Consider the following 23048-nt stretch of genomic DNA (forward strand, 5'->3'; position numbering starts at 1 on the left):
GCAGTTATCTCAGCGGTTATCTCCGCAGCTGTGTCTCTACTCGCTGTAGAAATTCTGCGCGCCGGCAAAATTATCGAACTTCGTGAATTGGCCGTGGAACGTGAGCCGAACAGGGCCGATCGGACCATTCCGCTGCTTACCGATGATAATTTCCGCCGTGCCCTTGTCCGGACTGTCCGGGTTGTACACCTCATCGCGATAGATGAACAGAATGACGTCCGCGTCCTGTTCGATAGCGCCGGATTCACGCAAGTCAGACATGATCGGCCGCTTGTTCGGGCGCTGTTCGAGACCGCGGTTCAACTGCGACAACGCAATCACCGGTACATCGAGTTCTTTGGCGAGACTCTTCAGCGAACGCGAGATTTCCGAGATTTCGGTCGCGCGATTTTCACCCGACGACGAACCGCTCATCAGCTGCAAATAGTCGATGATGATCAGGCCGAGCTTGCCGCACTGGCGTGACAGCCGACGCGCACGCGAGCGCAATTCCATCGGGTTCAAGCCGCCGGTTTCGTCGATGAAAATCTGCGCCTCGCTCATTTTCTGCACAGCGTGCGTGAGCTTCGGCCAATCCTCGTCGGTCAGACGCCCGGTCCGCATGCGGTGCTGGTCGAGCCGGCCGACCGAGCCCAGCATACGCATGGTGAGCTGCGAGCCCGGCATTTCCATAGAGAACACGGCGACCGGCAGGCCGTACTCGACCGCCACATATTCACCGACGTTCATCGAAAACGCCGTTTTACCCATCGACGGGCGGCCCGCCACGATGATCAGCTCGCCGCCATGCATACCGGAAGTCATGCGGTCCAGGTCGACGAAGCCAGTCGGCGTGCCGGTCACGTCGCTCGGATTGGCGGTGTGATACAGCGTATCGATCCGCTCGACCACCTCGGTCAAGAGAGGCCCGATTTCCAGGAAGCCCTGCGTGCCACGCGCGCCGTCTTCAGCGATCGAAAACACCTTCGATTCGGCCTCGTCCAGCAACTGGCGGACTTCCTTACCCTGCGGGTTGAAAGCGTCGGCGGAAATTTCGTCGGCCACGGACACGAGGCGGCGCAGTACCGCACGATCGCGCACGATTTCCGCGTAGCGGCGGATATTGGCCGCGCTCGGCGTGTTCTGCGCCAGCGCGTTCAGGTACGCGAGACCACCGACCTCCTCCGCCTTGCCCGAGGTGCCGAGCGCCTCATACACGGTAATCACGTCGGCCGGACGCGTCGCCGCGATCAGCTTGCCGATGTGTTCGAAAATGATGCGGTGGTCGTATCGGTAAAAATCGCTCTGCGACAGGAAGTCGGCGATGCGGTCCCATGCCGCGTTGTCGAGCAGCAGGCCGCCCAGCACCGACTGCTCGGCTTCGATCGAATGCGGCGGGACTTTCAGCGACTCGATTTGGGGATCTTTGGACGGTGCGTTCATGGAGAGGAATTATCGGGGTAAATGCGCGCGGATGGAAATCAAAAACCGATACTTCGATGCATCGAAAACGGGCAATAAAAAAGGCAGGGGCCGGTCACCCGGCCCCTGCCTTTTGCCAGCAACGTCCTGGCAGATGCTACCTGATACTTAGACGTGTTCGCCGATCACAGCCACCGTCACATCGACGAGAACGTCGGTGTGCAGCGAGATCTGAACAGCGTGCTCGCCAACCAGCTTCAGCGGGCCTTCCGGCAGACGCACTTGCGCCTTTTCCACTGCGAAGCCTTGCTTGACCAATGCGTCAGCGATGTCGGCGTTCGTCACCGAGCCGAACAGACGGCCGTCGACGCCAGCCTTCTGATTGATCTGAACCGTCGAGCCTGCCAGCTTTTCGCCTTGAGCTTGAGCGATAGCCAGCTTTTCAGCGGCGATCTTTTCGAGTTCAGCGCGACGAACTTCGAATTCAGCCAGGGCTTCCTTCGTTGCACGGCGAGCTTGCTTGTTCGGGATCAGGAAGTTACGTGCGTAACCGTCCTTCACCTTGACGATATCGCCCAGGTTGCCCAGGTTGACGACTTTTTCCAGAAGAATAATTTGCATTCGGATACTCCTTATCGCGTCGTCAGGTTAGGCCTTGTGCTGGTCGGTGTACGGCACCAGCGCGAGGAAACGTGCGCGCTTGATTGCCGTATCCAGCTGGCGTTGATAGTGCGACTTCGTACCCGTGAGACGCGCCGGCGTGATCTTGCCGTTTTCGCCGATGAAGTCCTTCAGCGTTTCGAGGTCCTTGTAGTCGATGTGATCGACGTTAGCGGCCGTGAAACGGCAGAACTTCTTGCGCTTGAAGAGCGGATTTTGTTGCTGACGACGCTTGTCGAATTTCTTACCAGTCGGGCGGGGCATGTTCAGTCCTTTCCAATGTCCTGCAATTCTGTGATGTGAAATACCAGAGTTCTTGCGTTGCGGTGCTTTTTCGCCAGAAAGCCTGTGAAGAGCGTTTCTACGCCCATCTGACAGCCTTCCAGCTTACCGCTCGCCTCGCCTGCGGCTACCGCCTGCATGGTCAGTTCGACTTGCCGGGCAATGCCAGCTTCGACGACTTCCGTGCGGTGGTGCAACGTGCAGCCTGCGATCGGAACGCCGGCGGGGGTATACCGCACCGGTTCGCGTTCGACGACGCTGGCCGTAAGTTGCAGCCGGTTCATGAAGCCTTTGACGAGAACGACGCTTGATCTGGTAGCTTAAATAGTGTGTCTTAAGCCTGCGCTTCGGACGGTTGCGTAGCAGCCGACTTCTTGGCTTCTTCGCGCTGCACTTCCTTCATCATCGGCGACGGGGCCGTTTCGGCCTTCTTCATCTTGACGATCAGGTGACGCAGAACAGCGTCGTTGAACTTGAATGCGTGTTCCAGCTCGTCGAGCGTGGTTTGATCGCATTCGATGTTCATGCAGACGTAGTGAGCCTTCGCGAGTTTCTCGATCATGTAGGCCAGTTGGCGACGGCCCCAGTCTTCGATACGGTGGATCTGGCCACCGTGCGACGTGATCGTGCTCTTGTAACGCTCGATCATGGCGGGCACTTGCTCGCTCTGATCGGGATGCACGATAAAGACGATTTCATAATGACGCATACACACTCCTTGTGGATTAAAGCCACCCGGGCGTCGGAACCGGTGTGGCAAGTGAGAAGCCAAAGAGTCTAACCCGATTAGGGCCGGGTTGCAAGATATCCCGTTAATCGGGAGCGCGAATCGGGTGTGTTTTCAAGGGTTTAGGGGCTAACGGGCGGTGGCGGCCGACGCGGCGGGCTGCGGTAACCAGAAAGGCGACCGAAACCGGCGGGCAACGCCCCGAACGCGCCGGAGGCCGCCGTGTGTCTCCTTCCGCGCGATCTGGGCCGCTAAAAGCGCTTATCACAGCTGCTTCTAGCCGCCCTCGGTCCGCCCGCTGCCGCCTTGCAGGCGTGCCTTCAGCGCCGTTTCCAGCCCAGTCAACGCATCGGGCGCGGCGTCCGTGATCGCCCACCAGGTCATGCCTTCCGCGTTCCAGTGCGAGATCGAATAGCCTTCGCGGGCAAGTGCGGCGGGGGTCGCGCCGTCCGTGCTGCGGCCCGTTCCGCCGGAGCCGGCCTCCGGAAACACGTACACGTCGATCACGTGCTTGCGGTAGCGGTACACCAGCACGGCCACCCGCTGATGCGCGAGGTAATCCAGCCGCCCGCCCTCCAGCGCGAAGCCGCTCGCCGCCAGGTCTTCGACCGGCGGCGAATAATCGAGCCGGCCGTTGAACCACGGCTTGACCGTGTGCTTGTCCGTTGAAATCACGTCGATGTCGCGCCCCGACACCTGCGCGCGCACGTGGCTCTCGACCAGTTCGTCGGCAAACGGCGCGAACTCCGCCGGGCGCCGCAGGCTCAGCGTGACGCCCGCGGCCACGGCGCACAGCGCGACGACCAGTGCGGCCAGCCAGCCTTGCGCAATCAGTCTGTTCGAGCCGACAGCAACGCCCGGGCCGCCAAAGCCGCCGTGCGGACCATGCCGGCCGTTCAGCCAACTATCGATCCACGCGAGCCAGCGCCACTGCCGTGGCGGCGGTTTAACGGCCGCGCCGGCCGCAGGCTGCGCAGCGGCGACGACATCGTCCGTTCCAGGCAGTCCCGCGACGATACGGGCCCGCAGCGACTGCGGCGCGCGGTGATAAGGCGCCACGCGCAGCGATTCGCTCAACGCATGCAGGTTTTCGCTTTCGCGCCGGCAGGCGTCGCAGCTCTCGATGTGCTGCTGCACGCGCTGAGCGTCCGGCGCGGGCAATTCGTGGTCGGCGTTCGCATCGAGGAGCGGCCGCGCTTCGTTACAGTCCATCTGGCGTCTCCTGAGCTAAGCCGGCGGCACTTGCGCCGGGGTTGTTGGACGGACGGCCGTTGGAGGCCGCCCGAAGTGGTGTGACGGAAGCCGTGGATGGCGTGCACGCCCCCGGCATCGTGGCGCGCGGCGGACCGCCCCCTCCTTGCTTCGCCGTCAGCAGCGCGGCCAGCTTGCGCCTGCCCCGCGCAAGCCGCGACATCACCGTGCCGATCGGAATATCGGCCACCATCGCGATCTCTCGATAACCCATTTCTTCAAGCTCCCGCAAGATCAGCACCTCGCGGTACTCGACCGGCAACTGCGCGAGCGCATCGTGCACGAGCTTCGTATCCTCGTTGCGGATCAGAAGCGTCTGCGGATCCTCGCCGCCCGCGCTCCAGCCCTCGAAAGTCGCGTCGTCCATGGTGTCGTCGAACTCGACCACCTCGTGCGACGACGCGCGCCGCCGCCACTCCGTGTACCAGGTGCGGCGCACGATCGCGAGCAGCCACGGCCGCGCCGAGTCGCCACGGAAGGTATCGAAGAAACGGAACGCGCGCATGAACGCTTCCTGCACCACGTCGTCGGCATCGTTGGCGTTGCCGCACAACCAGCGCGCAAGGTTGTACGCGGCGTCGAGGTGCGGCAGCGCCAGCTGCTGAAAACGGCGGCTCCGTGCTGCATCGGCTTCGGCGTCGACGTGCGCGCGGGCGGCGTCTGAATCGGTTTGGACCACCTGGGCCCTCCAGGGCATTGCGGCTAGGCTGTGTGACTCATTTTCACTCGCTCATCACGCATAACCGGTCACATGCCGAGTTTATTCCCGCCTTCACCTTGAATCCGAATATTTAAGCCGCTAATAAGTCGGGCGATTCCAGTAATCCTCGCTGGCATACACCTCTTTCAGATAGTCGATGAAGTAGCGCACCTTGGCCGGCACGTAACGCTGCTGTGGATAGACCGCCAGAATGTCGTAGTCAGGCAGCGCGAATTCATCCAGAACGGTTTCCAGCTCGCCGCGCGCCAGTTGCTGCTGGATTTCCCACGTGGAGCGCCAGCCGAGCCCGAGCCCTTCGGATACCCAACGATGCAGCAACTCGCCGTCGTTGCAGTCGAGCGTGCCGCCCACCCGCACCGTCGCCAGCTTGCCGTTGCGGCGGAAGTACCAGCCGCGGTTCTGCCCGCCCTGCAGGTTGAACGCCAGGCAATTGTGCTGTGGCAGATCTTCGAGCGTTTTCGGCTTGCCGTATTTGCGGAAATATTCCGGCGTGCCGCAGACCACGCGACGGTTCGTTGCCAGCTTCACCGCAACGAAATTCGGATCGACCGCGCCGCCGATCCGGATCGACAGGTCATAACCCTCGCGCACCAGATCCACGACCCGATCGGTCAGGTTGAACGACACCTGCAATTCCGGCTTGTCGGCGAGAAAAGCCGGCGCAAGCGGTGCGACGTGCTTCCGCCCGAACGCGGCCGGCGCCGACACGATCAGATGGCCGTTCACCGCGCGCCGTCCGGCGCTCAGTTCGTTTTCCGCCTGGTCCCATTCAGTGAGCAGGCCGCGGCAGCGCTCGAGAAACGCCGCGCCGTCTTCGCTGACCACGAGGCGTCGCGTCGAGCGGTACATCAGCTTCACGCCGAGACGCTTTTCCAGCGCGTCGATGCGGCGCCCCAGAATCACCGGCGACACGCCCTCTTCCAGCGCGGCCGCCGCGAGACTGCCCGCGTCGGCGACGCGCACGAAAGTTTCGATTTGTTTGAAGCGGTCCATATTTGTCTCCGGTCCCATGCATCGCTGCGACTCGTCTCGCGCCCCGAGGCCAACGTATTCCATACTTTTTGTTTCGAAATAAGCGACCCGGACTGATCTTATCAAACCTTTAGGTGAAGCCTACAGTTCGGACAACACCTTTTGGTTTGCACATCCATCAGCGAATTCGTTACCCCACCTATTCGCCCACCTCAGACATTCAGGAGACATTCATGGCCAAGATGAGAGCCGTCGACGCAGCCGTGCTGGTGCTCGAAAAAGAAGGCATCAACACCGCATTCGGCGTTCCGGGCGCAGCAATCAACCCGTTCTACTCGGCCATGCGCAAGGCAGGCAGCATCAGCCACGTGCTGGCGCGTCACGTCGAAGGCGCGTCGCACATGGCGGAAGGCTATACGCGCGCCCAGCCGGGCAACATTGGCGTGTGTATCGGCACCTCGGGCCCTGCCGGCACCGACATGATCACCGGTTTGTACTCCGCTCAGGCCGACTCGATTCCTATTCTGGCTATCACGGGCCAGGCGCCACGTGCGCGTCTGTACAAGGAAGACTTCCAGGCCGTCGATATCGAATCGATCGCCAAGCCGGTCACCAAGTGGGCTGTCACCGTGCGTGAGCCGGCGCTGGTCCCGCGCGTGTTCCAGCAGGCATTCCACCTGATGCGCTCGGGCCGTCCGGGTCCGGTGCTGGTCGACCTGCCGATCGACGTGCAACTCGCCGAAATCGAATTCGACATCGACACGTACGAGCCGCTGCCGGTCTACAAGCCGAAAGCGACCCGCAAACAGATCGAAGCCGCGTTGAAGCTTTTGAATGACGCTGAAAAGCCGTTGATCGTCTCGGGTGGCGGCGTGCTGAACGCAGCCGCTGAAGACCTGCTGGTCGAATTCGCCGAAACCGTCGGCGTGCCGGTGATCCCGACGTTGATGTCGTGGGGCGCGATTCCCGACGACCATCCGCTGATGGCCGGCATGGTCGGCTTGCAAACCTCGCACCGCTACGGCAACGCGACGATGCTCGCCTCCGACTTCGTGCTCGGCATCGGCAACCGTTGGGCGAATCGTCACACGGGCAGCGTCGAGGTTTATACCAAGGGCCGTAAGTTCGTGCATGTGGACATCGAGCCGACGCAGATCGGCCGCGTGTTCGGACCGGACCTCGGCATCGTGTCGGACGCGAAAGCCGCGCTCGAACTGTTCGTTGAAGTGGCGAAGGAATGGAAGGCCGCCGGCAAGCTGAAGGATCGCAGCGCATGGGTCGCCGATTGCCAGCAACGCAAGAAGACGATGCTGCGCAAGACGCACTTCGACAACGTGCCGATGAAGCCGCAGCGCGTGTACGAAGAGATGAACCAGGTGTTCGGCCGCGATACGTGCTACGTGAGCACGATCGGTTTGTCGCAGATCGCCGGTGCGCAATTCCTGCACGTCTACAAGGCACGCAACTGGATCAACTGCGGCCAGGCAGGCCCGCTCGGCTGGACGATTCCGGCAGCGCTGGGTGTGCGCGCAGCAGATCCGCAACGTCCGATCGTCGCACTCTCGGGCGACTACGACTTCCAGTTCATGATCGAAGAACTGGCAGCCGGCGCGCAATTCAAGCTGCCGTACGTGCACGTTGTTGTGAACAACTCGTACCTCGGTTTGATCCGCCAGGCACAGCGCGCGTTCGATATGGACTTCTGCGTGCAACTCGGCTTCGAGAACATCAACTCGCCGGAAACGAACGGCTACGGCGTGGACCACGTCGCGGTTGCTGAAGGCCTGGGTTGCAAGGCGATCCGCGTGTTCAAACCGGAAGAACTGAAGCCGGCGCTGTTGAAAGCGCAATCGATGCTCTCCGAGTTCAACGTGCCGGTGATCGTCGAAGTGATCCTCGAACGTGTGACCAACATTTCGATGGGCACCGAGATCGACGCGATCAACGAGTTCGAAGAACTGGCTGAGAAGCGCGAAGACGCGCCGACGGCAATCAGCATGCTCGACTGAGCTTTCTGACGCTTTGAAGCGCGCGTTGATTCGCGCGCTGACTGATAAGCATCACATGAGCGCGGCTCGGCATCCCCGAGCCGCCTCATGAAGTTATTCCACTGACCGACCAGCGAGACAAAAAGCACCATGCCGAAATTTGCAGCGAATCTCACCATGCTGTTCAACGAAGTCCCGTTCCTCGACCGCTTTGCGGCAGCAGCGGACGCGGGCTTCAACGCCGTCGAATTCCTGTTTCCGTATCCGTATCAGATCGCTGAATTGAGCGAGCGTCTGCAGCAGAACCGCCTCAAGCTCGTGTTGCATAACTTGCCCGCGGGCAACTGGGAAGCCGGTGAGCGCGGCATCGCTTGCCTGCCGGATCGTGTGGGCGAGTTTCAGGAAGGTGTCGGCCGCGCGATCGAATACGCGACGGCTTTGAAGGTGCCGCAACTGAACTGCCTCGTCGGTATTCCGACGGCGGGCGTCGACGCGGACAAGGCGCGCTCGACGATCGTCGACAACCTGCGCTTCGCCGCGGGCGAACTGAAGAAGGCCGGCATCAAGCTGCTGGTCGAGCCGTGCAATTCGTACGACATCCCCGGCTTCGCGCTGAACCGTTCGGGCGAAGGCCTGGACGTGATTCGCGCGGTGGGTTCGGACAATCTGTTCCTGCAATACGACATCTATCACATGCAACGGATGGAAGGCGAACTCGCGGCAACGATCAAAAAGAACCTGCCGCAGATCGCGCACATCCAGCTCGCCGACAACCCCGGCCGCAACGAACCGGGCACCGGCGAAATCAACTACCCGTTCCTGTTCGACCTGCTCGATTCGCTCGGCTACGAAGGCTACGTCGGTTGCGAATACAAACCGCGCACGACCACCGCCGCCGGCCTCGGCTGGGTGCAGAGCGTGGCCGGGCAAACCCGCGGCGCAGCCCACGCCGCTGCCTGATCGACTCATTGATCGGCTTAGGCATATCACCCCAAACAACACTGGAGATTTAGACACATGGCAAAGATCGGTTTCATCGGCCTCGGCATCATGGGCGCGCACATGGCGCGCAACCTCATCAAGGGCGGTCACACGCTGTTCGTGAATGGCGCGTACCCGGTGCCGGAAGATCTGAGCAAGACGACCACCGTAGTCGCCAATTCGACCGCTGTCGCGCAGGCCGCCGACATCGTCATCATCATGGTGCCGGACACGCCTGACGTCGCCAACGTGCTGTTCGCCGACGACGGCGTCGCCGCCGGCCTCACAGAGGGCAAGCTGGTGATCGACATGAGCTCGATCTCGCCGCTCGACACGCAAGCCTTCGCGAAGAAGATCAACGCCCTCGGCGCCGACTACCTCGATGCGCCGGTGTCCGGCGGCGAAGTCGGCGCGCGTGAAGCGTCGCTGACGATCATGGTCGGCGGTCCTGAAAAAGCGTTCGCGCTGGCCAAGCCGCTGTTCGAACTGATGGGCAAGAACATCTCGCTGATCGGTGACAACGGCGCGGGTCAAACCTGCAAGGTCGCGAACCAGATCATCGTCGCGCTGAACATCGAAGCGGTGGCTGAAGCGCTGCTGTTCGCTTCGCGCTCGGGTGCCGATCCGGAGCGTGTGCGCAAGGCTTTGATGGGCGGCTTCGCTTCGTCGCGCATTCTCGAAGTGCATGGCGAACGCATGACCAAGCGTACGTTCGATCCGGGCTTCCGCATCGAACTGCACCAGAAGGATCTGAACCTCGCACTGGACGGCGCACGCAAGTTGGGCATCGCCCTGCCGCATACGGCGAGCGCGCAACAACTGTTCAGCGTGTGCGCAGCCAACGGCGGCAAGGCATGGGATCACTCCGCGATGGTGCGCGCACTGGAAATCATGGCGAACTACGAAGTCGCGCAAGCGCCGGGTAGCGAAGCCAAGGCAGCTTGAAGCAAACACAGATTGCCGTGATCGTTGCATCTGCAACGTCCTGGCAATCACAGGTGGGGCGCCCGGACCGTCGTGCAGCATGGTCGGCGGAACGGGCAAATCGTGCCGCTCTGGGCTGAGAGCGGCAAGTGGGGTCCGCAGCGGCACCCGGCGACGCCGGGGAAGCCTTGGTCGGTCAGACGTCGTCGTCGGGTGTCCGGCTGTCGGATTTCAAATTTATGCGTTTTCCGCCAATCTCTCGCAGCGGCTGCATCATGCACGCCGCCTGCCAGCGCCTCTCTTTGCAGGTCTCCTCGCACGTGTGCTCGCAAGTCCGCTTGCATTTGCTTGCAACTCCGCGCCCGCAGCACGACCTTTTTTGACACATCCCTCCGCGCTTTTCTCCTACACTCGTTGAGTCTGGTTGCTGGCGTATCAGCGTTCACGTGCGGCTTGCCGATCATCGCAGTGCATGTGCTCTGTTTCATTCGCCCGATTCGCAACCAGAGTTCAACCCGTGAGCGGAATGTGCTTGCGCCGGTAACCCATCTGCAAAGGATTCAGAATGAGCATCTTTGGTGACATCGTAAACAAGCTCTTCGGCAAAGCGAAGCCCGACCAGCCTGCGCCTGCGGTTGAGCCGACACCGGATCCGGCAGCGGCACAAGCTGCTGCACCGGAGGCTACACCGGCGCCCGCGCCGCTGGCCGACGTCGACGTCGCTGCCGTCATGGACCAGTTCGTGAGTGAGAGCGGGCAAACGTTGAACTGGCGCACGTCGATCGTCGACACGCTGAAAGCGCTCGGCGTCGACAGCAGCCTTGAGCATCGCAAGCAGCTCGCTCAGGAACTAAAGTACAGCGGCGACACGAACGATTCGGCGAGCATGAACATCTGGCTGCACAAACAGGTGATGCAAGCGCTGGCGGCGAACGGCGGGAAGTTGCCTCCGGATCTGGCGGCCTAACTGCTTGCCGGCGTTGCCTGTTTCCGCCGATAGCGATAAACCTTAAGCTGAAACGACAACGCGGCGCTCGGGTCGATGACCTGGGCGCCGCGTTGTCACTTAAGCTTCATGTGCGGGACACGGTTCTGACTTTGAACCGGGCCGCCCGCGCTAAATCAATCAGTACGTATCGAAAGTCTTCTGCAACGCAACCGGTCCTGTACCGCCCGCGGCCAATGCGAGCATCAGCAGAACTCGCGCCTTGTACGGATTCAGCGAGCCCGCGCTAATGAAACCGAGCGCATCGTCCGCGGCTGCTCCATTGCGCATGACGTGTCCCGATCCCACGCGCGACGAACGCACCACCGCCACGCCTTGCGAGGCCGCATAGGCCAATGCCTGTTGCAGGGAAGCGTGGATCGAGCCGTTGCCCGTGCCCGCCACCACGATGCCGCGCACGCCGGCTGCCACCAATGCATCCACGGTGATCCGCGAGACGCCTGCATAGCTCACGACGACCTCCACATGCGGCCAATTCGCGCCGATCACGAATTCGGCCGCGAGCGTATGCGGGCGCACCACGCTGCGCTGGAATTCGACTCGACCATCCTGCACCCAGCCGAGCGCACCAATCTCGGGAGACTGGAAGGCATCGACGGCATACGTGCTCGTCTTGACCACGTCGCGCGCGCTATGAATTTTGTTGTTGAAAGCCACCAGCACGCCCTGCCCGCGCGAGCCCGCGTTCGCCGCAACCGTCACCGCGTTCAGCAGATTCAACGGACCATCGGCGGACAGCGCCGATGCCGGGCGCATTGCCGCAGTCAGCACGACCGGCTTATCCGATTTGATCGTCAGATGCAGCAGATAGGCGGTTTCTTCGAGTGTATCGGTGCCGTGCGTGACAACCACGCCGTCGACGTCATCTTCGGCTAGCAGCGTGTTGATGCGTTGCGCGAGCGTGGTCCATAGCGGCATCGCCATGTCTTTACTGTCGACGCTGGCAATCTGTTCGGGCGCGATCCGCGCGACCGTGGACAAAGCCGGCACCACGGCCAGCAATTGATCGACGCCGACCACACCCGCCTGGTAGCCGGACGTGTTGGTGGCGTCCGCGGCCGCCCCGGCGATCGTGCCGCCGGTTGCCAGCACGGCGATGCGCGGCAGTTGGGGCGATGCGCCTTCGTCGGAAGGCGTCGCGGAAGAGGAAGTCAAAGTATTCATGGCGGCGATTGTAAGCGATGCGCGGCGCGCCGCCATCCGCTAAAAAACGCATTGCCGTTCGATTTCTGCCCGGTTATGGGGAAGCGGCGCGGACCGTCGTGGCCCGCCCCGCTTCCATCAAACCGCCTCGCGCAGTTGTGCGGCGATTTCCGCTTCGTTCAACTGCGGCGCGAACATTTCGATCAGCCGGTACGCATACGCGCGCAGGAACGCGCCCTTGCGCAAGCCAACCCGCGTCGTGCTCGCCTCGAACAGATGCTGCGTATCCAGCGCGACCAGTTCCGTGTCGCGCTTCGGATCGTAGGCCATGGCCGCGACCACGCCGATGCCCATGCCGAGTTCGACGTAAGTCTTGATCACGTCGGCATCGATTGCGGTCAACACGACGTCGGGCAACGCACCCGCTTTCGCGAACGCCTGGTCGATGTGCGAGCGGCCCGTGAAGTCCTGGTCGTACGTGACTATCGGGAATTCGGCGATCTCATCGAGCGTCAGGTTCTCGCGTCCCACCAGCGGATGCCCCTTCGGCACGACCACGATGTGATGCCACGAATAGCACGGAAACGTGACGATATCGGGAAAGCGGTCGAGCGCCTCGGTCGAAATGCCGATGTCCGCTTCGCCATTGATGATCATCTGCGCGATCTGTTGCGGGCTGCCCTGGCGCAACGCGAGATGCACCTTCGGGAACACCTCGGTGAATTGCCGAATCACCTTCGGCAGCGCGTAACGCGCCTGCGTGTGAGTCGTCGCCACGACGAGGTGGCCGCTGTCCTGATCGGCGTACTGGCGCGCGACGCGGCGCAGATTCTCCGCATCGAGCAACATCCGCTCGATCAGCTGATGCACTGCCTTACCCGGCTCGGTGAGGCCCGTCAGACGCTTGCCGCGTCGAATGAAAATATCGACACCGAGCTCGTCTTCCAGATCCTTGATCTGTTTCGATACGCCCGACTGCGACGTGTACAACACGTTCGCCACCTCAGTCAGATTCATGTTCTGACGCACGGCCTCGCGCACAAAGCGCAATTGCTGAAAGTTCATCTGTATGTCTCCGGTTGAGCCAGAGTTGAGTTATTAGAGTTTGATTGAAACGCCGAATGTTGTTGCCCTGCTTGTGTCGTTTGTGGCGTCGTTTGTCGTATCGCTCATTGCGCAGGAAATACGCGCAACGCGCGCGGCACGGCCGTCACACCATCGCCGATCGCCAGTTGCAGATCGCGCCACGATTCGCGATCGAGTTCCGCCTCGAGCACATTGCCCTCACGGCCCGCCAGTTCCACACGCACCGAGCCGCCGAGCGTCACCACGCGCCGCACGTCGACCACAATGCCTTCGCGGTGGCCAGACGCTTGCGGGTACAACTGCAGATCGTGTGGCCGCACATACGCGAACGCCGGCCCGCTGAAATCGGCCTTGATCGCGACCGGCAGCGCTGCGCCGTCGACCACGAAGCCGCTCGCATCCACGTTGCCATGCAGACGGTTCGCCGCGCCGAGGAACTCGTAAACGAACGAGGTTTGCGGATGATCGTACACGTCCTGCGGACTGCCCACCTGCTCCACATGCCCGCGATTCAACACGACGATCCGGTCGGCCACTTCAAGCGCTTCTTCCTGATCGTGCGTGACGAAGATCGTCGAGATATGCAGATCGTCATGCAAACGACGCAGCCAGCTGCGCAACTCCTTGCGCACCTTCGCGTCCAGCGCGCCGAACGGCTCGTCGAGCAGCAACACCTTCGGTTCGACAGCCAGCGCGCGCGCCAAAGCAATCCGCTGCCGTTGACCGCCCGACAATTCCGACGGATACCTTTGCGCGAGCCAGTCGAGTTGCACGAGCTTCAGCAGTTCATGCACCTTCTCGCGAATCACCGCTTCCGAAGGCCGCTCCTTACGGGGCTTCACACGCAAGCCGAACGCGACGTTCTCGAACACCGTCATATGACGGAACAGTGCGTAATGCTGGAACACAAAACCGACTTCGCGTTCCCGCGCGCCGACCGTCGCGACGTCCTGGCCCTGCAGCACGACCTGGCCACCGTCCGCGTATTCGAGGCCGGCGATCACACGCAGCAAGGTGGTTTTGCCACACCCCGACGGCCCGAGCAGCGCAACCAGTTCACCCGGCGGAAAGTCGAGCGAAACGTTATCGAGCGCGACGAAATCGCCGAAGCGCTTTTGCAGGTTACGAACGGTGATACCCATTACAGCTCTCCTTGCTTGAGCGGGTGCTTGACTGCATTCTTCGACACATGCGTTGCTTTGACAGACTGTGAAGCCATTTGTGGAGCGGGACGTGAAGCGGACGTCGGCGTGAGAGGCCCTGCATACGCAGGCACGTCGCGCGCGGCAGACAGTTCCGCCGACATGTGGCGCTCGGCGAGCAACTTCAGACCGAGCGTCACGAGTGCCAATAAGGCCAGCACCGACGCTACGGCGAACGCCGCCGAGAAGTTGTATTCGTTATAGAGAATTTCGACGTGCAGCGGCATCGTGTCGGTCTGGCCGCGAATGTGGCCGGACACCACCGACACCGCGCCGAACTCGCCCATCGCCCGCGCGTTACACAGAATCACGCCGTACAGCAGGCCCCATTTGACGTTCGGCAGCGTGACGCGCCGAAAGATCTGCCAGCCCGACGCGCCGAGCACGTGCGCGGCTTCTTCTTCGTCATTGCCTTGCGCCTGCATCAGCGGAATCAGTTCACGCGCGACGAACGGGAACGTAACGAAGATCGTCGCCAGCACGATGCCCGGCACCGCGAAGATGATCTGCACGTTGTGGTCCTGCAGCCACGGGCCGAACCAGCCCTGCGCGCCGAACATCAGCACGTAGATCAAACCGGAAATCACCGGCGAAACCGAGAACGGCAGATCGATCAACGTGGTCAGCAATGCCTTGCCGCGAAAATCGAACTTGGCGATACACCATGACGCAGCGAGACCGAATACGAGATTCAGCGGCACTGCGATCGCAGCCGTAATCACAGTGAGCTTGATTGCCGACAAAGCGTCCGGATCGGCCAGCGACTCCAGATAGAAGCCGATACCCTTGCTCAAGGCCTGATAGAACACGGCGACGAGCGGCACGACCAGGAACAGCGCGAGAAACAGCAACGCGACGCCGGTCAGAATCCAGCGCACGACGGGCGGCTCGGTGACCGGATCGGGCCGGCGCGCGACATTGAGCGGCGCGCGCGGCGCTACGGCAACTGCAGCGGCATCCACACCATTCAGGGAGTTGCGGCTCATTGCACACCTCCGCCGACACCGATCGCCGCCACGCTCGCCACGGCAGGCGCCGGGCCTGCGCCGCCACGGCCCGTCCGGCGCTGCAGATACCACTGCAGCGTATTGATCAACAACAGCATCAGGAACGACACCACCAGCATCACGACCGCGATGGCAGTGGCTCCGGCGTAATCGTATTGTTCGAGCTTGGTAATGATCAGCAGCGACGTGATTTCTGATTTCATCGGCACGTTACCGGCGATGAAAATCACCGAGCCGTATTCGCCGAGCGCCCGAGCGAACGCCAGCGCGAAGCCTGTCAGCAAGGCTGGGAACACGGCCGGCAGCACCACGCGGCGAAACGTCAGCCAGCGCGACGCGCCGAGGCAGGCAGCGGCTTCTTCCTGCTCGCGTTCGAACTCTTCGAGCACCGGCTGCACGGTCCGCACGACGAACGGCAAACCGATGAAGGTCAGCGCGATCAGCACACCGGCCGGCGTGAAGGCGATCTTGATGCCGAGCGGTTCGAGAAACTGCCCGATCCAGCCGTTGCCCGCATACACCGCCGCGAGCGAAATACCGGCCACGGACGTCGGCAAAGCAAACGGCAGATCGACCACCGCGTCGACGATGCGCTTGAACGGGAACGTATAACGCACCAGCACCCACGCGACCAGAAAGCCGAACACCGCGTTGATCAGCGCGCCGCCGAGGGCCGAGAAAAACGTGAGGCGATACGACGCGAGCACGCGCGGCGAGCTCACCGCGCGCACGAACTGGGCCCAGTCGAGCGTCGCGGTCTTGAGAAAGGTCGCCGCAAGCGGAATCAGCACCACGAGGCTCAGATAAGCCACCGTGATGCCGAGTGTCAGGCCAAAACCGGGCAAGGCGCTCGGTTTTCGGAAGGTCAACGTCGTCATGCTCAGTACTCTTTCAGGGTTGAGGCCGGCGGCTCTTTTTCGGCCGCCTGGCTGGCCATGAAGCGCGCCGGTGGGTACGCTTCATGGCAAGGTATGACTAACGTTTCTAACTGCGGCGTCTAACCGCGGCGTCTAACCGCGCATCTCGTCCGGCTGAGTGCCCGTTACTGCGGCGAGTAAATCGAATCGAACACGCCGCCGTCGGCAAAGTGCGTCTTCTGCGCGTTCGCCCAACCGCCGAACGAATCGTCCACCGTGTAAAGCTTCAGCTTCGGAAACTTCGAGGTCAGCTCGGCCGGCACCTTGTTCGAACGCGGGCGGTAGAAGTTTTTCGCCGCGATTTCCTGACCTTGCTCGCTGTACAGGAAGTTCAGATACGCTTCCGCCAGCTTGCGCGTGCCGTGCTTGTCGACCACCTTGTCCACCACCGCAACCGGCGGCTCGGCCAGAATGCTCACCGACGGCACGACGATTTCAAACTTGTCCGGACCGAATTCCTTCAGCGACAGGAACGCTTCGTTCTCCCACGCGATCAGCACGTCGCCGATCCCGCGTTGCACGAAGCTGGTGGTCGCGCCACGCGCGCCCGAATCCAACACGCCGGCATTCTTATAGAGCTTGCCGACAAATTCCTTGGCCTTCTGGTCGTTGCCGCCCGGCTGATGCTCGGCATAGGCCCATGCGGCCAGATAGTTCCAGCGCGCGCCGCCCGAGGTCTTCGGATTCGGCGTGACGATCGACACACCCGGCTTGATCAGATCGTCCCAATCCTTGATGTGCTTCGGGTTGCCTTTGCGCACGAGAAACACGATCGTCGACGTGTACGGCGAGGCGTTGTCCGGCAAACGCTTTTGCCAGCCTTTGTCGAGCAAACCCTTGTTGGCCAGCGCGTCGATGTCGTAGGCCAAGGCCAGCGTCACGACATCCGCCTGCAAACCGTCCAGCACCGAACGCGCTTGCGCACCCGAGCCGCCGTGCGACTGCTTGAAGGTGATCGTCTCGCCCGTTTTCGCCTTCCATTCCTTGCCAAATGCCTGGTTGACGTCCTGGTACAGCTCGCGTGTCGGGTCGTACGACACGTTCAGCAGCGTCGTGTCGGCTGCATGTGCCGGCGTCATGACGCCGGCCGCGGCGATCGCGCCGACCGCGCCGAATGCGAGCGCCGCAATGAGTTTTCTGGTCCTGCCTGCCAGCCCCGTGCCTTGATGGTTCATGCCAACTTTCTCCGCGTTGTGGTCCGCTGAAACAGCGTGGTGTTGTTCTATGTCGCGGTCACGTGCACATGAGCGCCAACTCGAAGGGCAGTCTATCGAAGAGCTTTCATCATTAAAAATAATGTTTCTTCATTTTTTAATACGTAAAAGTGGTAATGACGGCTGGATAAGGCGTTGCGACACGAAAACGGGTGTTAGGGCGTCCGTTTGCGGCGCTGGAACGCCACCCCAGGCCACGAACTTAAAGTAAAGCTTGAATTGTGCGGAATACTGTATAAAAATACAGTCACCTGTTCATACATACAGTGGCGCCATGACCAAACTCACCGCACGACAGCAGCAGGTTTTCGATCTGATCCGCCGAGCCATCGAACGCACTGGCTTTCCGCCCACTCGCGCGGAGATCGCCGCCGAGCTGGGTTTCAGCTCGGCCAACTCGGCAGAAGAACATTTGCGGGCGCTGGCTCGCAAGGGCGTGATCGAGCTTGCGGCAGGCGCATCGCGCGGCATTCGCCTGCTGGCGGGCCCGGAAGACTCGCCCTACCAGTTCACGCTGCCGCACGCCAGCATCATGCAACTGTCGCTGCCGCTGATCGGCCGCGTTGCGGCGGGTAGCCCGATCCTCGCGCAGGAACATATCTCGCAGCACTACGCGTGCGACCCGGCGCTGTTCTCGAGCAAGCCGGATTACCTGCTGAAGGTGCGCGGGCTATCCATGCGCGACGCGGGCATCTTCGACGGCGACCTGCTCGCGGTGCAGAAGAAAAGCGAAGCCAAAGACGGCCAGATCATCATCGCGCGCCTTGGCGACGACGTGACGGTCAAGCGCCTGAAGCGCCGGCCGAACGGTATCGAGCTGATCGCCGAGAACCCCGATTACGACAACATCTTCGTTGAAACCGGCAGTGCGGATTTCGCGCTCGAGGGTATCGCCGTCGGGCTGATCCGCCCGGGCGAGTTCTAACCACCCCCTCGTGCGCCAACCCAAAGCTGCCCCAACGTTGAATCGCCTGGAGAGACTCATGGAACGCCTTGCCCGCCTGCTGCCTTTTCGCCAGTTCGGTCGTTTGCGCCATCTGCGCAAACTGGTGCCCTGCTCACTGATCGAGGCGTCCTCGGCGAGTACTCCATCGCTGTTCGACGCGCCCGCCGGTGTATCGGGCTTGCCGTCCTCGTTGCCGGCTTTTGCGCGCGTGTCGTTGAATTCGGGGCTGAATACGGCCGAGCCCGCGCGTCGTGCGCCGGTGCGCGTCTATCACGGGCCGTCGCGGCTGATCATGGTCGGCACGGTAGACGCCGTGTGCCGCATGATCGATCGTTGCATCGCCGACGAGGCCAACGTGCACGGCGCGGTGTTCGAGTCATAAGCTGCACTCCGCGTGCACGGCATTCCACTGTGGTTGTGCGGCTCGCGGCGTGCGACGCCCGGCGTGCGACGCGCGGCCTAAAGTCTTTCGCCCGCCCGCATCTTCTCGGATGTCGCATCGCCTGGGATCGTTTTCGCGTGGCCGCGGTCCACGTTAGATCACACCTGATGGAGAGTCCCACCTGATGCCAGTTTCAACTCGCACGAGACGCAGCGCTATCCGGCCGCTGATCGTCACTTTGATTGTGATTGCGGTGATCGCCGCGTTGGGGTTCGGTTACGCGTCGCCCTACATGGCGCTGAATAACCTCAAACGCGCGGCAGATGCGCGTGATGTGCAAACCGTCAATGAATACGTCGACTTTCCCGCATTGCGCGAGAGCCTGAAGCAGCAGGTCACCGGCTTGCTCACACGTCGGATCGAGGCGCATGGCAACGGCAATCCGTTCGCGGCGATTGGCGCAATGATCGGCGTGGCCCTGATCGGTCCGCTGGTCGACGCTTATGCGACACCCGACGGCGTTGCGGCTTTGCTGAACGGCATGCCGCCGCGCGGCAACCCGGGCGAACGGCCGCCTGTTCCGCCTGCCGCAGCGGCGCCTGCATCGGAACCGGCACCGCCTGTTGCCGGCAATACGGCCAACGGCGCAGCTAATAGCGAAAACAACGCGACGCCACCGCAACCGCCGCAAACCACTGCGGGCTATCGCGGCCTCAACGAGTTCGTCGTCACCTATCAGCATGGAACTGGCGACGCGCGTTACTCGGCGATCTTGCGGCGCGAAGGCTTGTTCACATGGAAGCTTGCCGCGGTCAATCTGAACGAGTGATCGTCTGGCGAGCGCTATTGACTTGAGCGAGCCACAGTTTGGCCAACACGGTCGCCCTGAACGAGCGACCGTTCGGCCCACGTGGCCTATTCAACCCACCGAGCCCGCCAAGCCCAGCAGGCCTCCACCCCGCCGTGCGTCAAGCCGCCGCCGCTTGCTGCTGCTCCTGCGCGGAAGAGCACGCCACCAGAATGCTGCACGAGACCCGATCGAGCAGCGGGGTATTCCCCGCGCCCATCCACCATCGTGACAGACCGGTGCGGCAACGATGGCCGACCACCACGAGGTCGACATGTAATTCGTTGGCGAGGTTGGCGATCTCGTCGATCGGATGGCCAAACGCAAAATGCCCTTGCGCGGTCACGCCACGTTCGGTGAGCCAGTCCACCCCTTCCTGCAGGATGTCACGGGCTGTTTTTTCAAAGCTGCCACAGGCCACATCGGTCAGGAGGCCCGCGCTTTGGGCGATGCTCGAGCGCATGTCGACCACTGACAATAAGTGCGTTTCCGCCTTCAGATCCAACGCCAGGTCGGCACCGCAACGTAACGCTTTGCGGCCTTCGCGCGAGCCGTCGTAGCACAACAGGATTTTTTGGTAGCTCGCCATGATTTTTCTCCCATCCCGCGAAGCACGCGGTCTGAATGAATCATGGTGCGCCGCAATTCAGGTTGCAAGGGATGGAAAACGCTAAGTGCGCCCTAAACAGGTGCGTGCTGGATTCGGGCGGGGTCCAGGTCGCCCGTGAATCTATGCGGCAGCGCAAGAAACGCCGTCGGGCGCCTCCGGTGGCAATCAACACCTCGCTGCCGATGCCATAGAATGAGCGGCCTTACCGGCCATTTGCGTCTTTTCCCGGAGCCTCGATCGATCCATGTCTGAAGCCGCCATTGAATTCCACCAGGTTAAAAAAAGCTACGGCGAAAAGACGGTCGTCGACGGCCTGTCGTTTCATGTCAACGCCGGAGAATGTTTCGGCCTGCTCGGTCCGAACGGCGCCGGCAAGACCACCACGTTGCGCATGCTGCTCGGCATCGCCGCACCGGATGCCGGCACGATCCGCCTGTGCGGCGAACCGATTCCCGGCCGCGCGCGCGTGGCGCGAGCGCGTGTCGGCGTCGTGCCGCAGTTCGACAATCTCGATCCCGATTTCACGGTCCGCGAAAACCTGCTGGTGTTCGGCCGCTACTTCGGCCTGAGCGCCGCGCAATGCCGCGCGATGGTGCCGTCGCTGCTCGAATTCGCGCGCCTCGAGAGCAAGGCGGATGCACGCGTGAGCGAACTGTCGGGTGGCATGAAGCGGCGCCTCACTCTGGCTCGCGCGCTCGTCAACGATCCCGACGTGCTGATCATGGATGAGCCGACCACCGGCCTCGATCCGCAAGCGCGCCATCTGATCTGGGAGCGACTGCGCTCGCTGCTCGTACGCGGCAAGACCATCCTGCTGACCACGCACTTCATGGAAGAAGCCGAACGGCTGTGCCACCGCCTGTGCGTGATCGAGGAAGGACGCAAGATCGCCGAAGGTGCGCCGCGCGCGTTGATCGCATCCGAGATAGGCTGTGATGTGATCGAAATTTTCGGACCCGATCCGGTTGCATTGCGCGATGAATTGGCGCCGCTTGTCGAGCGCACCGAAATCAGTGGCGAGACGCTCTTCTGCTATGTGAACGACGCCCAGCCGGTGCATGCCCGGCTCAAGCAACGCGCCGATCTGCGCTATCTGCATCGCCCGGCGAATCTGGAAGATGTGTTCCTGCGCCTGACCGGGCGCGAGATGCAGGACTGACGCGAATCGGCATCGGCTCGCCATCCTCTACAGCTATAACGACACGGCAAGAGACACGCAATGGACGCACGCACTTACGAACCCCACGGCGAGACACCGCCGAAGCAGGAAACCTTCGCCGCTTTCCCCGCCAACGCCGTCAACTGGATTGCGGTGTGGCGCCGCAACTATCTTGTCTGGAAGAAGCTCGCGATTGCTTCGATGTTTGGCAATCTTGCCGATCCGATGATCTATCTGTTCGGCTTGGGCTTCGGGCTTGGGCTGATGGTCGGGCATGTCGACGGCGTGTCGTATATCGCGTTTCTCGCTGCGGGCACGGTGGCATCGAGCGTGATGATGTCGGCCAGTTTCGAGTCGATGTATTCGGGGTTTTCGCGCATGCACGTACAGCGCACGTGGGAGGCGATCATGCATACGCCGCTGACGCTCGGCGACATCGTGCTCGGCGAGGTGATCTGGGCAGGCAGCAAGTCGATGCTATCGGGCGCGGCGATCATGCTGGTCGCGGGGGCTCTCGGCTATGCGAGTTTTCCGTCGATGTTGCTGGCGTTGCCGGTGATCGTGCTAACGGGGCTCGCGTTCGCGAGTATCGCGATGGTGGTGACGGCGCTCGCGCCGTCGTATGACTTCTTTATGTTTTACCAGACGTTGGTGTTGACGCCGATGTTGCTCTTGTCCGGGGTGTTTTTTCCTGTTTCACAGTTGCCGGCCGCGGCGCGGGTCGTGACTGAACTTTTGCCTTTGGCGCATGCTGTCGATCTGATTCGGCCGGCTATGCTTGGGCGGCCTGTCGATGGTGCTGTTTTGCACGTTGCCGTGCTGGTGGCTTATGCGGTGGGTGGGTTTGTTGTTTCGGCGGTTTTGTTTCGGCGCAGGATGATGAAATAGGGGTTGGGGCCTGCGGCTGGTTTTTTTCCGCGTGGCGGGTGAATCGTTTTTTTGTGCTGCGCGGCGCTTGTTGTCTGTTTGCCTATGGCGCTGGCATTTCCTTGATCTGGTTGCCCACTCTGCGCTTTTTTCTGTGTGCTTACGGCGCTGGCCTTTCCTTGATTTGTTATTGGTTTATACACGGCCGGCAAAGAGAAGTAAGTGCCGCCCCGCACAGGGGCAACGCTAATAAACCAATATCAATTCAAGGAAAGGCCAACGCCATAGGCAAACAGACAAACAAGCGCCGCGAAGGCAAAAACCCTCATTTAATCCTCATCATCCGTCCAAGGAATCTCCACATCAGAAATAAAAGCCACCGTTGCAAACGGCCCCCCATCCTGACGTCCGATCTTTCCATCTGCCCGCTGCCATTCCACCCTGAACACCGTGGCCGGATCATCGGCAATCAACCGGACAGTTCGAACCTCATCCGGATCCGCCTCCTCGACGGGGCCGTCCAGCGAAACCAGCAATTCCTGTGGCCACAGCCCATCGGCGGGATCGTAAATCTTGTCGCCGTCCGGAATCAGCGTGAATGCCTCCACGCCGATCGTCGCCGACGCGTCGACAATCATCTTGCCCAAGGCGCGCAGCAACGCGGTCGCCCGTGCCGAATTGGCCTGGCGAATTGCAAGATCCCCGCGCGTCAGCGCCTGCTCAAGTTTTGGGTTTGTTTTTTGTTGCGCCATTCG

The 23048-nt window shown here is 61.8% G+C and carries 25 protein-coding genes; 9 read left to right on the top strand and 16 right to left on the bottom strand.

Going from position 1 to position 23048, the window contains the following annotated elements; all coding sequences use genetic code 11:
• Positions 1-36: 36 nt before the first annotated feature.
• The 8 genes from GNZ13_RS31550 to GNZ13_RS31585 form a co-directional block, all read right to left on the bottom strand.
• Entirely contained in the window at positions 37-1422 is a 1386-nt protein-coding gene (locus tag GNZ13_RS31550; protein ID WP_063495982.1) for a replicative DNA helicase, read from the bottom strand.
• 147 nt (positions 1423-1569) lie between these two features.
• A complete protein-coding gene (gene rplI, locus GNZ13_RS31555) occupies positions 1570-2022 on the bottom strand; it encodes a 50S ribosomal protein L9 (RefSeq protein ID WP_172171890.1) in 453 nt (150 codons plus the stop codon).
• A 27-nt stretch (positions 2023-2049) separates the two neighbouring features.
• Positions 2050-2325 (bottom strand): 30S ribosomal protein S18, encoded by a 276-nt coding sequence (rpsR, locus tag GNZ13_RS31560; RefSeq protein WP_012432802.1) that lies wholly within the window; start codon positions 2323-2325, stop codon positions 2050-2052.
• A gap of 2 nt (positions 2326-2327) precedes the next feature.
• On the bottom strand, positions 2328-2627 hold the full coding sequence (gene priB, locus GNZ13_RS31565; RefSeq protein WP_028196682.1) for a primosomal replication protein N: 300 nt from the start codon (positions 2625-2627) through the stop codon (positions 2328-2330).
• A 50-nt stretch (positions 2628-2677) separates the two neighbouring features.
• A complete protein-coding gene (gene rpsF / locus GNZ13_RS31570) occupies positions 2678-3052 on the bottom strand; it encodes a 30S ribosomal protein S6 (protein ID WP_064269883.1) in 375 nt (124 codons plus the stop codon).
• 294 nt (positions 3053-3346) lie between these two features.
• Positions 3347-4282, bottom strand: coding sequence for an anti-sigma factor family protein (locus tag GNZ13_RS31575; RefSeq protein WP_172171892.1), 936 nt, complete (start codon positions 4280-4282; stop codon positions 3347-3349).
• Positions 4272-5000: an RNA polymerase sigma factor gene (locus GNZ13_RS31580; protein WP_172171894.1), complete on the bottom strand. Its 729-nt coding sequence runs from the start codon at positions 4998-5000 to the stop codon at positions 4272-4274. The genes GNZ13_RS31575 and GNZ13_RS31580 overlap by 11 nt, the downstream gene beginning before the upstream one ends.
• A gap of 120 nt (positions 5001-5120) precedes the next feature.
• Positions 5121-6035 (bottom strand): LysR family transcriptional regulator, encoded by a 915-nt coding sequence (locus GNZ13_RS31585; RefSeq protein ID WP_172171896.1) that lies wholly within the window; start codon positions 6033-6035, stop codon positions 5121-5123.
• Positions 6036-6247: 212 nt separating this feature from the next.
• Here GNZ13_RS31585 and gcl point away from each other — a divergent pair, with 212 nt between their 5' ends.
• The 4 genes from gcl to GNZ13_RS31605 all read left to right on the top strand — a co-directional run bounded on the left by gcl (position 6248) and on the right by GNZ13_RS31605 (position 10874).
• On the top strand, positions 6248-8023 hold the full coding sequence (gcl, locus tag GNZ13_RS31590) for a glyoxylate carboligase (RefSeq protein ID WP_172171898.1): 1776 nt from the start codon (positions 6248-6250) through the stop codon (positions 8021-8023).
• A gap of 129 nt (positions 8024-8152) precedes the next feature.
• Positions 8153-8962, top strand: a complete 810-nt coding sequence (gene hyi / locus GNZ13_RS31595) for a hydroxypyruvate isomerase (RefSeq protein WP_172171900.1) — start codon at positions 8153-8155, stop codon at positions 8960-8962.
• A gap of 57 nt (positions 8963-9019) precedes the next feature.
• Positions 9020-9928 (top strand): 2-hydroxy-3-oxopropionate reductase, encoded by a 909-nt coding sequence (locus GNZ13_RS31600; protein ID WP_172171902.1) that lies wholly within the window; start codon positions 9020-9022, stop codon positions 9926-9928.
• A gap of 544 nt (positions 9929-10472) precedes the next feature.
• Positions 10473-10874, top strand: coding sequence for a DUF3597 domain-containing protein (locus GNZ13_RS31605; RefSeq protein ID WP_172171904.1), 402 nt, complete (start codon positions 10473-10475; stop codon positions 10872-10874).
• Positions 10875-11033: 159 nt separating this feature from the next.
• Here GNZ13_RS31605 and GNZ13_RS31610 read toward each other — a convergent pair whose 3' ends face one another.
• From GNZ13_RS31610 to GNZ13_RS31635, 6 genes are all read right to left on the bottom strand, one after another.
• A complete protein-coding gene (locus GNZ13_RS31610) occupies positions 11034-12077 on the bottom strand; it encodes an asparaginase (RefSeq protein ID WP_172171906.1) in 1044 nt (347 codons plus the stop codon).
• 117 nt (positions 12078-12194) lie between these two features.
• Positions 12195-13121 (bottom strand): CysB family HTH-type transcriptional regulator, encoded by a 927-nt coding sequence (locus GNZ13_RS31615; protein WP_074284329.1) that lies wholly within the window; start codon positions 13119-13121, stop codon positions 12195-12197.
• A gap of 104 nt (positions 13122-13225) precedes the next feature.
• Positions 13226-14284: a sulfate/molybdate ABC transporter ATP-binding protein gene (locus GNZ13_RS31620; protein WP_172171908.1), complete on the bottom strand. Its 1059-nt coding sequence runs from the start codon at positions 14282-14284 to the stop codon at positions 13226-13228.
• Entirely contained in the window at positions 14284-15330 is a 1047-nt protein-coding gene (gene cysW / locus GNZ13_RS31625) for a sulfate ABC transporter permease subunit CysW (protein ID WP_172171910.1), read from the bottom strand. Before cysW ends, GNZ13_RS31620 begins: the two co-directional genes overlap by 1 nt.
• Positions 15327-16229, bottom strand: coding sequence for a sulfate ABC transporter permease subunit CysT (cysT, locus tag GNZ13_RS31630; RefSeq protein ID WP_172171912.1), 903 nt, complete (start codon positions 16227-16229; stop codon positions 15327-15329). The genes cysW and cysT overlap by 4 nt, the downstream gene beginning before the upstream one ends.
• A 164-nt stretch (positions 16230-16393) precedes the next feature.
• The gene (locus tag GNZ13_RS31635; RefSeq protein ID WP_172171914.1) at positions 16394-17443 is read right to left on the bottom strand and encodes a sulfate ABC transporter substrate-binding protein; all 1050 of its coding nucleotides are present in this window, start codon (positions 17441-17443) and stop codon (positions 16394-16396) included.
• 313 nt (positions 17444-17756) lie between these two features.
• On the opposite strand from GNZ13_RS31635, the gene lexA reads away from it, so the two are divergent.
• The 3 genes from lexA to GNZ13_RS31650 all read left to right on the top strand — a co-directional run bounded on the left by lexA (position 17757) and on the right by GNZ13_RS31650 (position 19639).
• On the top strand, positions 17757-18407 hold the full coding sequence (gene lexA, locus GNZ13_RS31640; RefSeq protein WP_172171916.1) for a transcriptional repressor LexA: 651 nt from the start codon (positions 17757-17759) through the stop codon (positions 18405-18407).
• A 58-nt stretch (positions 18408-18465) separates the two neighbouring features.
• A complete protein-coding gene (locus tag GNZ13_RS31645) occupies positions 18466-18810 on the top strand; it encodes a hypothetical protein (RefSeq protein ID WP_172171918.1) in 345 nt (114 codons plus the stop codon).
• 184 nt (positions 18811-18994) lie between these two features.
• A complete protein-coding gene (locus GNZ13_RS31650; protein WP_172171920.1) occupies positions 18995-19639 on the top strand; it encodes a DUF2939 domain-containing protein in 645 nt (214 codons plus the stop codon).
• A gap of 139 nt (positions 19640-19778) precedes the next feature.
• Here the strand turns inward: GNZ13_RS31650 and GNZ13_RS31655 are convergent, their stop codons facing one another.
• Positions 19779-20246, bottom strand: a complete 468-nt coding sequence (locus GNZ13_RS31655; RefSeq protein ID WP_054034575.1) for a universal stress protein — start codon at positions 20244-20246, stop codon at positions 19779-19781.
• Positions 20247-20511: 265 nt separating this feature from the next.
• Here GNZ13_RS31655 and nodI point away from each other — a divergent pair, with 265 nt between their 5' ends.
• Together nodI and GNZ13_RS31665 are read left to right on the top strand one after the other, a co-directional pair.
• Positions 20512-21426, top strand: a complete 915-nt coding sequence (gene nodI, locus GNZ13_RS31660) for a nodulation factor ABC transporter ATP-binding protein NodI (RefSeq protein ID WP_172171922.1) — start codon at positions 20512-20514, stop codon at positions 21424-21426.
• A 60-nt stretch (positions 21427-21486) separates the two neighbouring features.
• On the top strand, positions 21487-22314 hold the full coding sequence (locus tag GNZ13_RS31665) for an ABC transporter permease (RefSeq protein ID WP_172171924.1): 828 nt from the start codon (positions 21487-21489) through the stop codon (positions 22312-22314).
• A 308-nt stretch (positions 22315-22622) separates the two neighbouring features.
• Here GNZ13_RS31665 and GNZ13_RS31670 read toward each other — a convergent pair whose 3' ends face one another.
• Positions 22623-23045, bottom strand: a complete 423-nt coding sequence (locus GNZ13_RS31670) for a hypothetical protein (RefSeq protein ID WP_172171926.1) — start codon at positions 23043-23045, stop codon at positions 22623-22625.
• Positions 23046-23048 lie beyond the last annotated feature (3 nt).

The sequence above is a fragment of the Paraburkholderia elongata genome (assembly GCF_013177735.1).
In the GTDB taxonomy this organism is placed as follows: Bacteria; Pseudomonadota; Gammaproteobacteria; order Burkholderiales; family Burkholderiaceae; genus Paraburkholderia; species Paraburkholderia elongata.

Excerpts from the sequence above, each read along its gene's own strand:
- GNZ13_RS31550 (WP_063495982.1), bottom strand. The coding sequence starts at position 1,422 with ATGAACGCACCGTCCAAAGATCCCCAAATCGAGTCGCTGAAAGTCCCG.
- rplI (WP_172171890.1), bottom strand. The coding sequence starts at position 2,022 with ATGCAAATTATTCTTCTGGAAAAAGTCGTCAACCTGGGCAACCTGGGC.
- rpsR (WP_012432802.1), bottom strand. The coding sequence starts at position 2,325 with ATGCCCCGCCCGACTGGTAAGAAATTCGACAAGCGTCGTCAGCAACAA.
- priB (WP_028196682.1), bottom strand. The coding sequence starts at position 2,627 with ATGAACCGGCTGCAACTTACGGCCAGCGTCGTCGAACGCGAACCGGTG.
- rpsF (WP_064269883.1), bottom strand. The coding sequence starts at position 3,052 with ATGCGTCATTATGAAATCGTCTTTATCGTGCATCCCGATCAGAGCGAG.
- GNZ13_RS31575 (WP_172171892.1), bottom strand. The coding sequence starts at position 4,282 with ATGGACTGTAACGAAGCGCGGCCGCTCCTCGATGCGAACGCCGACCAC.
- GNZ13_RS31585 (WP_172171896.1), bottom strand. The coding sequence starts at position 6,035 with ATGGACCGCTTCAAACAAATCGAAACTTTCGTGCGCGTCGCCGACGCG.
- gcl (WP_172171898.1), top strand. The coding sequence starts at position 6,248 with ATGGCCAAGATGAGAGCCGTCGACGCAGCCGTGCTGGTGCTCGAAAAA.
- hyi (WP_172171900.1), top strand. The coding sequence starts at position 8,153 with ATGCCGAAATTTGCAGCGAATCTCACCATGCTGTTCAACGAAGTCCCG.
- GNZ13_RS31600 (WP_172171902.1), top strand. The coding sequence starts at position 9,020 with ATGGCAAAGATCGGTTTCATCGGCCTCGGCATCATGGGCGCGCACATG.
- GNZ13_RS31605 (WP_172171904.1), top strand. The coding sequence starts at position 10,473 with ATGAGCATCTTTGGTGACATCGTAAACAAGCTCTTCGGCAAAGCGAAG.
- GNZ13_RS31610 (WP_172171906.1), bottom strand. The coding sequence starts at position 12,077 with ATGAATACTTTGACTTCCTCTTCCGCGACGCCTTCCGACGAAGGCGCA.
- GNZ13_RS31615 (WP_074284329.1), bottom strand. The coding sequence starts at position 13,121 with ATGAACTTTCAGCAATTGCGCTTTGTGCGCGAGGCCGTGCGTCAGAAC.
- GNZ13_RS31620 (WP_172171908.1), bottom strand. The coding sequence starts at position 14,284 with ATGGGTATCACCGTTCGTAACCTGCAAAAGCGCTTCGGCGATTTCGTC.
- cysW (WP_172171910.1), bottom strand. The coding sequence starts at position 15,330 with ATGAGCCGCAACTCCCTGAATGGTGTGGATGCCGCTGCAGTTGCCGTA.
- cysT (WP_172171912.1), bottom strand. The coding sequence starts at position 16,229 with ATGACGACGTTGACCTTCCGAAAACCGAGCGCCTTGCCCGGTTTTGGC.
- GNZ13_RS31635 (WP_172171914.1), bottom strand. The coding sequence starts at position 17,443 with ATGAACCATCAAGGCACGGGGCTGGCAGGCAGGACCAGAAAACTCATT.
- lexA (WP_172171916.1), top strand. The coding sequence starts at position 17,757 with ATGACCAAACTCACCGCACGACAGCAGCAGGTTTTCGATCTGATCCGC.
- GNZ13_RS31645 (WP_172171918.1), top strand. The coding sequence starts at position 18,466 with ATGGAACGCCTTGCCCGCCTGCTGCCTTTTCGCCAGTTCGGTCGTTTG.
- GNZ13_RS31650 (WP_172171920.1), top strand. The coding sequence starts at position 18,995 with ATGCCAGTTTCAACTCGCACGAGACGCAGCGCTATCCGGCCGCTGATC.
- GNZ13_RS31655 (WP_054034575.1), bottom strand. The coding sequence starts at position 20,246 with ATGGCGAGCTACCAAAAAATCCTGTTGTGCTACGACGGCTCGCGCGAA.
- nodI (WP_172171922.1), top strand. The coding sequence starts at position 20,512 with ATGTCTGAAGCCGCCATTGAATTCCACCAGGTTAAAAAAAGCTACGGC.
- GNZ13_RS31665 (WP_172171924.1), top strand. The coding sequence starts at position 21,487 with ATGGACGCACGCACTTACGAACCCCACGGCGAGACACCGCCGAAGCAG.
- GNZ13_RS31670 (WP_172171926.1), bottom strand. The coding sequence starts at position 23,045 with ATGGCGCAACAAAAAACAAACCCAAAACTTGAGCAGGCGCTGACGCGC.